Genomic DNA, 12,677 nt, shown 5'->3' with positions numbered 1-12,677 from the left:
CACTCCGTTGGTCACCGAGCGCCGTTGTCGAATGTCGCGTCCGTCCGCCGAGCCTGGCCCCCACGATGCTTCGGGGGTTGCAGCGCTCCTCGGCAACGGACGTGCCCTTAAAGGGCATGGGCGTTGTCGTGCTTACTTGCCGCCGGCCTGACGAAGCGCGTCGGCCTTGTCGGTCTTCTCCCAGGGGAGGTCGATGTCCACGCGGCCGAAGTGCCCGTAGGCGGCGGTGCCGGCGTAGATCGGACGCTCCAGGTCGAGCATCTTGAGGATGCCGAACGGGCGCAGATCGAAGATCTCACGGACGATGTCGGTGAGCTGGCTGTTGTCGATCTTGCCGGTGCCGAAGGTCTCGAGCATCACGGAGGTCGGCTCGGCCACGCCGATGGCGTAGGAGAGCTGGACCTCGCACTTGTCGGCGAGACCGGCGGCGACGACGTTCTTGGCCACGTAGCGTGCCGCATAGGCGGCGGAACGGTCGACCTTGGACGGGTCCTTGCCGGAGAACGCGCCACCACCGTGACGGGCCATGCCGCCGTAGGTGTCGACGATGATCTTGCGCCCGGTCAGGCCGCAGTCACCGAGGGGGCCGCCGGTGACGAACCGCCCGGTCGGGTTGATGTGGAACTTCGTGTCGCCGTGCAGCCACTCGGACGGCAGCACCGGCTTGACGATGTGCTCCATCACCGCCTCGTGGATCTGCTCCTGGGTGATGTCGTCGTCGTGCTGGGTGGACAGCACCACGGCGTCACAGCCCGTGACCCGGCCGGCGTCGTCGTAGGCAAAGGTGACCTGGCTCTTGGCGTCGGGACGCAGCCAGGGGAGCGTGCCGTTCTTGCGCAGCTCCGAGTGCTTGCGCACCAGGCGGTGGGCGAAGTCGATCGGCGCGGGCATGAGGGTGTCGGTCTCGTTGCACGCGTAGCCGAACATCAGGCCCTGGTCGCCGGCGCCCTGATCCTCCGGGCGGCTGCGGTCGACGCCCTGGTTGATGTCCTCGGACTGTGCGCCGAGCGCGTTGAGCACCGCGCAGGTGGCGTAGTCGAAGCCCTTCTCGGAGCTGTCGTAGCCGATCTCGGCGACCGTGTCGCGCACGATCTTCTCGATGTCCACGGTGGCCGAGGACTTGGTCTCGCCGGCGATCAGCACCATGCCCGTCTGGGCGACGGACTCGGCGGCGACGCGCGCCTTCGGGTCCTGGGCGAGGTAGGCGTCCAGAATCGCATCGGAGATCTGGTCGCACATCTTGTCCGGGTGGCCTTCAGAAACGGATTCCGAGGTAAAGAGATACTTCTTGCTCATGAATCACTCTCTGTCATGGGTGAACCGGGCATTCTAACGGTCCTTGCCCGTTGAAACGAACGCGGGGCCGTCCGGGCCCCGCGGCGATCTATTCTCAGTCCGCCTTGCGGAAGACGAAGATACCCCAGGCCAGGTAGCCCTTGTGGCCGCCGTCGACCCAGTGCTGCAGGCCGGTCTTCATCCGCTTGATGTAGTCCTTGCTGACCCGCTTGCCCACATCGGCCTCGTGCTCGGTGAGCGCCTTGAGGATGCGCCCGTAATGGGTCGCGACCATCTCGGTGTGATCCTCGAAGTCCACCTCCTCGAAGCCGAGGCCCTTGAGCTCGCGGCGGTAGAAGCCGGGGGAGCCGAGGGTCTCGAGGTGGATGCGCGCGTAGATCGGATCGAGCACGCCCTCCGGGCAGTCGTCCGTCTGCATCGGGTCGGTGAACACGAAGTGCCCGCCCGGGCGCAGCACCCGCGCGACCTCGCGCAGGACCTTGGGACGGTCGCCGCTGTGGAGGATCGCGTCCTGGGACCAGATCACGTCAAAGCTCGCGTCGTCGAAGGGCAGGTCCTCGAAGCTGCCGTCGATGACCTCCACGAGGTGGTCCACGCCCTGCTCGCGATTCTTCTGCCGGGCCCGCTCGTTCTCCTTCTCGGAGAGGTTGAGCGCGGTCACGTGGCAGCCGTAGGTCCTGGCGAGGTAGCGCGCGGAGCCGCTGTAGCCGGCGCCGACATCGAGCACGCGGGTCTCCGCGTCGATCTTCGGCAGCTTCTCGGCCATGCGTGCGACGGTGCGCCGGCTGGCGTCGTAGACCGGCTCCTCGGAGCTGTTGTACAGCCCGATGTGGATGTCCTCGCCACCCCATACCGTGTAGTAGAAGTTATCGGCGTCGTCGCTGTTGTAGTACTCGCGCGCGGTCTCAACCGCTGCCGTGTAGGTCGCAGCCATTACGCGTCCTCCTGTTCATAGCTTTTCTCGGCGACGTGGACGAAAAAGTCCGGCTCCGTCTCCCGGTAGGTCTCCTGGAAGTCGCCGTAGGTGTCGATGTGCTGGAAACCGACCTCGTGCATGAGCCGACGCGTGTACTCCTTGCGCAGCGGGAACATGTTGAGGTGGTAGACGGAGCCGTCGTTGAACTCGTACTTGAACCGGGCGAGACCGTCGTCCATGTGCTCGGGGTGGACCGAGACGTGGTCGCCGCAGTAGTAGAAGGTGTGCTTGCTGGAGTAGCCGACGTCGAGGATGGCGTCGTAGTTGCGCTGATCGAGGATCAGCACGCCGTCGTGCTTGAGTGTGGCGTAGAACTCGGCCAGGGCCTTGCGCCGGTCGTGCTCGGAGAACAGGTGGGTGAAGGAGTTCCCGAGACAGATCACCGCGTCGTAGTGGCAGTGGATGTCGCGGTTCAGCCAGCGCCAGTCCACCTGCACCGTGCGCAGGATGTGGCCACGCTGCCGGCCGTTCTCGAAGGCCTTGGCGAGCATCTCGGGGCTGCCGTCGCAGCTGACGACCTCGAAGCCGGCCTCGAGCAGGCGCACGGAGTGGAAGCCGGTGCCGGTGGCGACGTCGAGCACGCTCTTCACGCCGCGCTCGCGCAGCAGGTCGATGAAGAAGTCGCCCTCGCTCTCGGCGCGGCTGTCCCAGTCGATGAGCTCGTCCCACTTGTCGACGAAGCCCTCGATGTACTCCTGCTGATAGTGTTCGCTTTCCCTCACCTCTATCGGGTTGTTCCCGAAGTCCTGCTTCTCTTGTGTCGCCATGGTCGTGGCCCTTCCTGTGGACGGTTGAAATCCCGGTCCGCGCGGGGCGGCGCCGGCCGCCCCCGGTCCGGGGACTCGGTCTCCACGTGTTCGTCGTTGCGCTCGGCAGACGGGCATGCCCGTCCCCGCTACGGGGGGAGCGCCCGTTGTGCTGCCTCACCGCGGCACGTTCACGCGCCACGTCGTCCCTGTCGCTGCTGGCTCTTTCGCTGGCCGGCCGGTGGCCGGAAGAGACGGCTTATCGCCTAAAGCCCCCGCCGACGTGTAGACCCATAAGCGGCGTTCATCGAGCCGCCCTGCAGCCTGAAGCGGGGACATGTTCGTTATGAATTCACTACATGGTGGTTCAGGACGTCATGAATTTCAAAGGTGATTTCGTGACGATGTGGTTACCCGGGCCCGGCGCGCCCCGCGCCGGGCCTTTTGCCGCCGGTCCCTGCGCCGCTTGTCGGCACCCGGCGTTGGCTTGCCACATTGCGGGAACTTGGCGAGAATTACCGCCCTGCGGCGTGCGCCGGCGCGGAGCCTGGCGGGCGCCGGCCCTGCGCCACCAGCTGATCCGGGAGACCTCACCGCATGCCTTCTCGCCGCGAACTCGCGAACGCCATCCGTGCCCTGGCCATGGACGCCGTGCAGCGCGCCAACTCCGGGCATCCGGGGGCGCCCATGGGCATGGCCGATATCGCGGAGGTGCTCTGGAACGACTTCCTCCGCCACAATCCGGGCAATCCGCACTGGGTCAACCGCGACCGCTTCGTGCTCTCCAACGGGCACGGCTCGATGCTCCAGTACGCGCTGCTGCACCTGTCGGGCTACGATCTGTCGCTGGAGGACCTCAAGTCGTTCCGCCAGCTGAACTCACGCACCCCGGGGCACCCGGAGGTGGGCTACACCCCCGGCGTCGAGACCACCACCGGTCCGCTGGGACAGGGGCTCGCCAACGCGGTGGGCATGGCGCTGGCGGAGAAGGTCCTGGCGGCGCAGTTCAATCGCCCGGGCCATACCATCGTCGACCACCACACCTACGTGTTCCTCGGTGACGGCTGCCTGATGGAGGGCGTCTCCCACGAGTCCTGCTCGCTCGCGGGCACCCTCGGGCTCGGCAAGCTCATCGGGGTGTACGACGACAACGGCATCTCCATCGACGGCAAGGTCGAGGGCTGGTTCACCGACGACACCCCCACGCGTTTCGAGGCCTACGGCTGGCACGTCGTGCGCGATGTCGACGGCCACGACGCCGAGGCCGTGCGGCGGGCCTTCGAGGAGGCGCGCTCGGTCACCGACCGGCCCTCGCTGATCTGCGCCAAGACGGTCATCGGCTTCGGTGCGCCCAACGTCTGCGGCACCCACGGGGTGCACGGCGCACCGCTCGGCGACGACGAGATCCAGGCGACCCGCGAGTTCCTCGGCTGGGAGTACGGCCCGTTCGAGGTGCCGGATACCGTCTACGCCGGCTGGGACGCCCGGAGTGAGGGCGAGCGCGCCGAGGCGCAGTGGCGCGAGACCTTCGCCGCGTACGAGGCCGCTCATCCCGAGCTCGCCCGGGACTTCCGCCGGCGCATGGCCGGCGAGCTGCCCGAGCGCCTGGCCGGGCACCTGGAGGCGGCCATCGCCCAGGCCCAGGAGGCCGGCGACTCGATGGCCACGCGCAAGGCCTCGCAGGCCGCGCTCAATGCCGTCGGGCCGTACATGCCGGAGCTCCTCGGCGGCTCCGCCGATCTCACGGGCTCCAACAACACCTGGTGGGCGGACTGCACGCCGGTGACCGCCGCCGACGGCGACGGCAACTACGTCTTCTACGGCGTGCGCGAGTTCGGCATGGCGGCGGCGATGAACGGCATCGCCCTGCACGGCGGGTTCGTGCCCTATGGTGGCACCTTCCTGGTGTTCTCCGATTACGCCCGCAATGCCGTGCGCATGGCCGCGCTGATGAAGCAGCGCAACGTGTTCGTGTTCACCCACGACTCCATCGGCCTGGGTGAGGACGGCCCGACCCATCAGCCCGTTGAGCACCTGGCGAGCCTGCGTCTGATCCCGAACCTGGCGGTGTGGCGCCCCTGCGACGTGCCCGAGACCATGGCCGCGTGGCAGGCGGCGCTGGAGCGCACCGACGGGCCTTCCGCGCTGGCGCTCTCGCGCCAGAAGACCGCGCACCAGCCCCGGGATGCCGGCCAGCTCGCCGATATCCGGCGCGGCGGCTATGTCCTGCGCGACTGCGCCGGCACGCCGGAGGCGATCCTCGTCGCCAGCGGCTCCGAGGTCGAGCTGGCGACGGCCGCCGCGGCGCGCCTGGCCGAGGAGGGCCGCCGTGTGCGGGTGGTCTCCATGCCGTGCATGGACCTCTTCCTGGCCCAGCCGGCGGACTACCGCGAGACGGTCCTGCCGTCGGCGGTGACCGCCCGGGTTGCCGTGGAGGCCGGGCTGCCGGATCCCTGGTGGCGTCTCGTCGGGGCCACCGGGCGGGTGATCGGCGTCGATAACTTCGGCGAGTCCGCCCCCGGCGGCGCCGTCTACGAGCACTTCGGGATCACCGCGGACGCGGTCTTGGAGGCCACGCGCGCCCAGCTGTGAGGCGCTCCGTCAGGGAGGGGAGGCCATGGCGGTCACCATCGGTATCAACGGCTTCGGCCGCATCGGGCGCGCGGTACTGCGCGCGCTCTACGAGTCCGGACGCAGCGACCGGCTGCGCGTGGTGGCCGTCAACGACCTGGGCGAGCCCTCCGTCAACGCGCACCTGATGCGCCACGACACCGCCCACGGGCCCTTTCCGGGGGCCGTGACGCTCGCCGGGGACGCGCTGACGGTCAACGGCGAGGCCGTGCGCATGCTCGGCGAACGGGACCCGGCCCGGCTGCCCTGGGGCGACCTCGGGGTGGACCTGGTGATGGAGTGCACCGGCCGTTTCGCCGGCCGCGAGAAGGCCTCGGCCCACCTCGATGCCGGTGCGTCGCGGGTGCTGATCTCCGCGCCGGGTGGGGATGACGTGGATGCGACCGTGGTCTACGGCGTCAACCACGACAGCCTCCGCGGCGACGAACGCATCGTCTCCAACGCCTCGTGCACGACCAACTGCCTGGCGCCCCTGGTCCTGCCCCTGCACGAGGCCTTCGGCGTGGAGAGCGGGCAGATGTGCACGATCCACGCCTATACCAACGACCAGGTCCTGAGCGACGTCTATCACAAGGACCCGCGGCGCGCCCGCGCGGCCGCGGTGAACCAGATACCCACGAGCACCGGGGCGACCCGGGCGGTGGAGCGGGTGCTGCCGGCGCTCGCCGGCCGGCTGGACGGTTACGCCGTGCGCGTGCCGACGATCAACGTCTCGATGGTGGATTTCACCTTCTTCGCCGCGCAGGAAACGGACGTGGATGCCGTCAACCGGGTGCTCCGCGACGCCGCCGAGGGGGCGCTCGCGGGCGTGCTGGGCGTGAGCGACGAGCCGCTGGTGTCCTCCGACTTCATGCACGACCCCCGTTCGGCCATCGTGGACACGGCGCTCACGCGGGTCACGGGCGGGCGGCTGGTCAAGGTCTGTGCCTGGTACGACAACGAATGGGGCTTCGCCAACCGGATGCTCGACGTCGCGGAGCTGATGGCGGGGCGCTAGCTTACGACCCGCGCCGGGCGAGGCGCGGATGCCGACATGAATCCGGACAGGGAGTAGCAAGCATGGCCGCGGTCAAGCGAATGGAGGATCTCGAGCTCGCCGGCCGGCGCGTGCTCATTCGCGAGGACCTCAACGTCCCCGTACGGGACGGCGTGGTCACCGACGACACCCGCATCCGTGCCTCGCTGCCCACCATGGAGGGGGCGCTGGCCGCCGGGGCGCGGGTGATGGTGGTCAGCCATCGCGGCCGTCCCACGGAGGGCGTGTTCAGCGAGGCGGATTCCATGGCCCCGGTGGCCGCGCGGCTCGGCGAGCTGCTGGGCCGGCCGGTGCGCGTGGAGCGGGACTGGATCGACGGTGTCGAGGTCGACCCCGGCGAGCTCGTACTCTGCGAGAACGTCCGCTTTCTCGCCGGCGAGAAGGCGGACGACGAGGACCTGGCCCGGCGCATGGCCGCGTTGTGCGACGTCTACGTCATGGATGCCTTCGGCACCGCCCACCGCGCCCAGGCCTCGACCCACGGCGTCGCCCGCTTCGCCCCCGAGGCCTGCGCCGGACCGCTGCTGGCCGCCGAGCTGGACGCCCTCGGCAAGGCACTGGAGCATCCGGCACGGCCGATGGTCGCGATCGTCGGCGGCTCCAAGGTCTCCACCAAGCTCACCGTCCTGGAGCGACTGGCGCCCCGGGTGGACCAGCTCATCGTCGGCGGCGGCATCGCCAACACCTTTATCGCCGCGGCGGGTCATCCGGTGGGCGACTCGCTCTACGAGGCCGACCTGGTGGACGAGGCCCGGCGGCTGATGGAGACGGCGCGGGCGCGCGGCAGTGAGATCCCCGTGCCCACGGATGTGGTCGTGGCCGGCGAGCTCTCCGAGGGTGCCGCCGCCACCGTGAAGCCGGTGGCCGAGGTGGCCGAGGGCGAGATGATCCTGGACATCGGCCCGGAGACGGCGAAGCGCTACGCCGGCTACCTGGGCGACGCGGGCACCATCGTCTGGAACGGGCCGGTGGGCGTGTTCGAGTACGAGCAGTTCGGCCACGGCACCGAGGCCCTGGCCCGGGCGATCGCGGCGAGCCCGGCGTTCTCCATCGCCGGCGGCGGCGACACCCTGGCCGCCATCGCCCGTTATGGCGTCGGTGATGAACTCTCCTACATCTCCACCGGCGGCGGTGCCTTCCTCGAATTCCTGGAGGGCCGGACCCTGCCCGCCGTCGCCGCGCTGGAGGCCCGGGCCGGCTGACCACGCCGGGTACGGCGTTGGGTCCGGCCGGTGCCTCCACCCGGCTGACGCCCCGGTGCGGGCGGTGACTACGTGTCCGGGCGGATCTGTGTGCCGCCCCGGCCCTCGAGGATGGCGACGGCGTCCTGGAGGCGGCCGATGCCGGCGAGGCCGCCGGATTCGGCGAATTCGCACGCTGCCCGGACCTTGGGGGCCATCGAGCCCTCCGGCAGTTCCAGTGCGCGGGCCTCGGCGGCGGTGAGCCGTTCCAGCCTTTCGGCGCCGTCGGTGCCGAATCCCCGGTAGACCCCGTCGACGTCGGTCAGCATCAGCAGCGCATCGGCGCCGAGCTGCCGTGCCAGCAGGGCGCTGGCCGCGTCCTTGTCGATCACGGCCTCGATACCGACCAGCCCGCCGTCCGCCCGGCGGACGACGGGAATGCCGCCGCCGCCCGTGCAGATCACGATCACCCCCTGGTCCAGGAGCAGCTGCAGCACCCGAAGGTCGGGGATCTCCACCGGCCGGGGCGAGGGCACGACCCGCCGCCACTTATCGCCGTCCGGGGCGATCGACCAGCCGGCAGCCTGCGCGCGGGTCTCGGCCTCGTCCCGGTCGTAGACCGGCCCGACGAACTTGGTCGGCCTGGCGAAGGCGGGGTCATGGCCGTCGACGACGACCTGTGTCAGCAGCGTCGCGACCGGCCGGTCGTGATCCAGGATGTTCTCCAGTTCCTGCTCGATCATGTAGCCGATCATGCCCTCGGTCTCGGCCCCGAGGACATCGAGAGGGTACGCCTCGTCGGGCTTGTAGGCCGCGCCCTGCAGGGCGAGCAGGCCCACCTGGGGCCCGTTGCCGTGGGTGATGACGAGGTCGTGACCGGCGCGGACGATACCGGCCAGTGCCTCGGCGGCGTGGCGGACGTTGGCGCGCTGGGTCTCCGCGGTTAGCGGCTCGCCGCGTTCGAGCAGGGCGTTGCCGCCCAGAGCGGTCACCACCAGCATGCTCAGCCCCCCAGTGTGGCCACCAGGACCGCCTTGATGGTGTGCATGCGGTTCTCGGCCTGGTCGAAGACGATCGACGCCGGGCCCTCGAACACCTCCTCGGTCACCTCCAGCGCGCTCATGCCGAACTCCTTCTCGATATCGGCGCCGACGGTGGTCTCGGCGTTGTGGAAGGCCGGCAGGCAGTGCATGAAGCGCACCCGCGGGTTGCCGCTGCGGCGCAGGACCTCGGTGGTCACCTGGTAGGGCGAGAGCTGCCGGATGCGCTCGGCCCATTTCTCCTTCGGCTCGCCCATGGACAGCCATACGTCCGTGTAGATGAAGTCCACGCCCTCGACCGCCTCGTCCACGCTCTCGGTGACCGTGACCCGCGCGCCGCTCTCGGCGGCGAGCGTCTTCGCCTCCGCCTGGATGTCGTCGTCCGGCCAGCATGCCGTCGGTGCGCACAGCCGTACATCCATGCCCATCTTGGCACCGCCGATGAGCAGGCTGTCGCCCATGTTGTTGCCGGCGTCGCCCAGGAAGGCGTAGCTCACCTCGTGCAGCGGCTTCTCGGCGTGCTCCTGCATGGTCAGGAAGTCGGCGAGGATCTGGGTCGGGTGGAACTCGTCGGTCAGTCCGTTGTAGACGGGGACCCCGGCGTGGGCGGCCAGCGTCTCCACGACCTTCTGACCGAAGCCGCGGTACTCGATCGCGTCGTAGACGCGGCCGAGCACCCGCGCGGTGTCCTTCACCGACTCCTTGCTGCCGAGGTGCGTGCCTGTCGGCCCGAGGTAGGTGACGCGTGCGCCCTGGTCGTAGGCCGCGACCTCGAATCCCACCCGGGTTCGGGTGGAATTCTTCTCGAAGATCAGGGCGATGTCCTTGCCCTGCAGGTTGGCCACCTCGGTGCCGGCGTACTTCGCCGTCTTGAGGTCGGCGGCCAGCTTCAGGAGGAAGGCGATCTCCTTTTGCGAATAGTCGCGCAGGGTCAGGAAATGCCGGTTCTTGAGGTTGAATGCCATGGTTCGGTCCTCGCTGTTCAGGCCGGGTCGCGGGCGGTGGGGCAGCTCATGCAGTGGCCGCCGCCGCGACCGCGGCCGAGTTCGGCGCCGGGGATCGCCAGGACCTCGACACCGGCCGCCTTCAGTGCGGCGTTGGTGTCGTCGTTGCGGTCGTAGCCGATCACCACGCCCGGGCGCAGCGCGAGGACGTTGTTGCCGTCGTTCCACTGCTCGCGGGCGCGCTCCTCCTCGGACTCGCCGCCGGTCGGCACGATCCGGAGGCGCTTGTAGCCGAGCACCTCGGCGACGATCTCGAAGATCGGCCGCGGGTCGTGGCGGAAGTCGAGCGGCTTGTCCCCCGCGCCCGGGCGGATGTCGTAGCACACGAGCTCGTCGGCGACCTCCTTGAACGTGGTGACCACATCGCCGCCGCACAGGGTGAAGATCGTGTCCAGGTGCATCGACGCCCGCGAGCGCGGGATCTTGAAGGCCAGCACGCGTTCCGCGGCGCCGGAGGCGAACAGCGATACCGCGAGCTGGCCCACCGCCTGCGGCGAGGAACGCTCGCCCATGCCCACGAGCACGGTGGCGTCGCCCACCGGCATGACATCGCCGCCCTCCAGGGTCGCCAGCCCGTGCTCGCGTGTCGGATCGCCCCAGTGGATGTTCACCCGGCCGGCGAAGGTGGGGTGATACCGGTAGATCGCGGTGTTGATCAGCGTCTCCGGCCGTCGGGCGGCCCAGTACATCGGGTTCACCGTCACGCCATCGTAGATCCAGGCGCTGTTGTCCCGTGTGAACAGGGCATTGGGCAGGGGAGGCAGAAGGAACCCGTGATGGCCCAGGTAGCTGCCGAACAGCCCGGTGAGCTCGAACGGCACCTCGTCGACGGTGAGCCCGCCGAGGAGGTGCTCGGCGAGTCGGGTGCCCGGCAGTTCGTCGAACCACGCGCGCAGCTCGGAGAGCGCGCCGACGCCGATGTGGTCGGCGGTGACGCGGTGATCGAGCACCCACGCCCTTGCCTCGGGGATGTCGAGGGTCTCCGCGAGCAGCTCGTTGACGTCGAGGACCTCGATACCCTGCTCGCGCATGGTGGCGGAGAAGACGTCGTGGTCCTTCTGCGCCTGCTTGACCCAGAAGACGTCGTCGAAGAGCAGCTCGTCGCAGTTCGAAGGCGTCAGGCGGCGGTGGGCGAGGCCCGGACGGCAGACGATGACCTGCCGGAGCGTGCCGGTTTCCGAGTGAACGCCTAGTGTTGTTGCGGTCATGTCGATTTCCCTCTAGACCAAGGTGCCGATACTCAGTACGACCGAGATGAAGATCGTGAGCATCAGCAGCAGTGGCCAGATGAAGGCGATCCAGCGGTCGTAGGGCACGCGCCCGATGGCGAGGCCGCCGATCACCACGGCGAAGGTCGGGTTGATCAGGTTCACCAGTCCGTTCGCGGACTGGTAGGCGGTGACCACGAGCTCCCGGCCGACCCCGGCGAAATCCGAGAGCGGGGCCAGGATCGGCATGGACAGTACCGCCAGTCCGGAGGAGGAGGGCACGAAGAAGCTCATCGCCGCCTCGATCCAGAACATCAGGTTGATGAAGGCGAGCTGCCCGAGTCCGCCGAGGGTCTCGGCGGCGCTGTGCAGGATCGTGTCGGCGATCAGGCCCTTGTCCATGATCACGACGATGCCGCGGGCGAGGCCCACCACCAGGGCGACGCCCAGCAGGTCGCGGGCGCCGTCGACGAAGCGGCCGGTGAGCTCCTTCTCGCCCATCCGCGCGACGATGCCGATGACGATCGCCGAGCCGAAGAACAGCGCGCCCATCCGCGCCATCCACCAGCCCTGGGAGGACACGCCCCAGATCATCACCGCGAAGGTGAGACCGAACAGCACCAGGACGATCGACTGGGTGGTGGTGAGCGTCGAGGAATGGCTCTGCTCGTCGTCGCCCCTGAGGAAGTAGGCCTTGTGCGCGGCGTGCTGTTTGGCGACGACCGAGCGCGACGGATCCGCCTTGACGCGCCGTGCATAGGCCATGACGTAGCCGATGCACAGCGCCAGCCCGCCCAGGAGTATGACGAAGCGCAGCACGATACCCGTGGTGAACGGGATCGAGGCCGCGTTGGCGGCGATGACGGTGGCGAACGGGTTGATCGTCGAGCCGAGTACACCGATGCCGGCGCCGATCATGATGACCGCGACGGCAGTGATGGTGTCGTAGCCCGCGGCGAGCATGACGGGGACCAGGATGCCGTAGAAGGCGAGCGTCTCCTCGGCCATGCCGTATGTTGTGCCGCCAATGGCGAACAGGATCATGAGTATGGGGATCATCCATATCTCGTGACCCTGAAGCTTGCGCATGGCCTCGCGTATGCCGGTGTCGATGGCGCCGGTGCCGTTGACGACCCCGAGGAATCCCCCCAGGAACAGCACGAACAGCGCCACGTCGATGGCGTTCGCTGCATAGCTGTCCGGGTCGTAGAAGCCGGCAACGGGGGCGAGCATGACGTCGACGAAGCCCTGCGGGTTCGGCTCCACGGCCTGGTAGGTGCCGGGAACGGCGACCTCGCGGCCCACGGCCTCGTTCATCGTGCGTTCGTACTTGCCCGTGGGGATGACCCAGGTGAGCGCGGCCACGAGGACGATGAGAAGAAAGAGAACGGTATAGGCGGTCGGGAAACGAGAGGTGAGTTCCGGGTCCTTCTGCGACGGGGCGTTGGGGTCAGCAGACACGGCACTTCTCCTTGTTTTGACGCGCAATGCTGCGCCACGGGGCTTGTTCCGGCGAGGCCGGGTGTTCGTGTACCCAGGTCAACGATAGGCGGAATGCG

10 protein-coding genes and 1 riboswitch are annotated in these 12,677 nt (G+C 68.9%); of the genes, 3 read left to right on the top strand and 7 right to left on the bottom strand.

Annotated features, from left to right (window positions below; translation table 11 throughout):
• Window positions 1-9: 9 nt before the first annotated feature.
• A riboswitch (S-adenosyl-L-homocysteine riboswitch) is annotated at window positions 10-97 on the bottom strand.
• Between the two features lie 35 nt (window positions 98-132).
• The 3 genes from metK to ACEZHJ_RS16225 form a co-directional block, all read right to left on the bottom strand.
• Window positions 133-1,296, bottom strand: a complete 1,164-nt coding sequence (metK, locus tag ACEZHJ_RS16235; RefSeq protein WP_026320849.1) for a methionine adenosyltransferase — start codon at window positions 1,294-1,296, stop codon at window positions 133-135.
• A 94-nt stretch (window positions 1,297-1,390) separates the two neighbouring features.
• A complete protein-coding gene (locus ACEZHJ_RS16230; protein ID WP_018716471.1) occupies window positions 1,391-2,230 on the bottom strand; it encodes a methyltransferase domain-containing protein in 840 nt (279 codons plus the stop codon).
• Complete coding sequence (locus tag ACEZHJ_RS16225; RefSeq protein WP_163140267.1) at window positions 2,230-3,039, bottom strand: class I SAM-dependent methyltransferase; 810 nt, start codon at window positions 3,037-3,039, stop codon at window positions 2,230-2,232. Before ACEZHJ_RS16225 ends, ACEZHJ_RS16230 begins: the two co-directional genes overlap by 1 nt.
• Window positions 3,040-3,615: 576 nt before the next feature.
• Between ACEZHJ_RS16225 and tkt the strand changes: the two genes are divergently transcribed.
• The 3 genes from tkt to ACEZHJ_RS16210 all read left to right on the top strand — a co-directional run bounded on the left by tkt (window position 3,616) and on the right by ACEZHJ_RS16210 (window position 7,887).
• A complete protein-coding gene (gene tkt, locus ACEZHJ_RS16220; RefSeq protein ID WP_259199854.1) occupies window positions 3,616-5,610 on the top strand; it encodes a transketolase in 1,995 nt (664 codons plus the stop codon).
• A 25-nt stretch (window positions 5,611-5,635) separates the two neighbouring features.
• Complete coding sequence (gene gap / locus ACEZHJ_RS16215) at window positions 5,636-6,646, top strand: type I glyceraldehyde-3-phosphate dehydrogenase (protein ID WP_018716468.1); 1,011 nt, start codon at window positions 5,636-5,638, stop codon at window positions 6,644-6,646.
• Window positions 6,647-6,708: 62 nt separating this feature from the next.
• Window positions 6,709-7,887 carry a phosphoglycerate kinase gene (locus tag ACEZHJ_RS16210; protein WP_018716467.1) on the top strand — a complete coding sequence of 393 codons (1,179 nt, stop codon included), beginning with the start codon at window positions 6,709-6,711 and terminating at the stop codon, window positions 7,885-7,887.
• A 68-nt stretch (window positions 7,888-7,955) separates the two neighbouring features.
• Here the strand turns inward: ACEZHJ_RS16210 and arcC are convergent, their stop codons facing one another.
• Genes arcC through ACEZHJ_RS16190 form a run of 4 tightly spaced genes read right to left on the bottom strand, consistent with a single transcriptional unit; the run spans window position 7,956 to window position 12,579 of the window.
• Window positions 7,956-8,867 carry a carbamate kinase gene (gene arcC / locus ACEZHJ_RS16205; protein WP_018716466.1) on the bottom strand — a complete coding sequence of 304 codons (912 nt, stop codon included), beginning with the start codon at window positions 8,865-8,867 and terminating at the stop codon, window positions 7,956-7,958.
• A 2-nt stretch (window positions 8,868-8,869) separates the two neighbouring features.
• On the bottom strand, window positions 8,870-9,871 hold the full coding sequence (gene argF, locus ACEZHJ_RS16200) for an ornithine carbamoyltransferase (protein WP_375036705.1): 1,002 nt from the start codon (window positions 9,869-9,871) through the stop codon (window positions 8,870-8,872).
• 17 nt (window positions 9,872-9,888) lie between these two features.
• The gene (locus ACEZHJ_RS16195; RefSeq protein ID WP_163142189.1) at window positions 9,889-11,118 is read right to left on the bottom strand and encodes an arginine deiminase; all 1,230 of its coding nucleotides are present in this window, start codon (window positions 11,116-11,118) and stop codon (window positions 9,889-9,891) included.
• Window positions 11,119-11,130: 12 nt separating this feature from the next.
• Window positions 11,131-12,579 (bottom strand): YfcC family protein, encoded by a 1,449-nt coding sequence (locus ACEZHJ_RS16190; RefSeq protein WP_018716463.1) that lies wholly within the window; start codon window positions 12,577-12,579, stop codon window positions 11,131-11,133.
• Window positions 12,580-12,677 lie beyond the last annotated feature (98 nt).

This window comes from Arhodomonas sp. KWT2 (genome assembly GCF_041949875.1).
In the GTDB taxonomy this organism is placed as follows: Bacteria; Pseudomonadota; Gammaproteobacteria; order Nitrococcales; family Nitrococcaceae; genus Arhodomonas; species Arhodomonas aquaeolei.
This window is presented reverse-complemented; position numbering and strand designations above follow the sequence as displayed.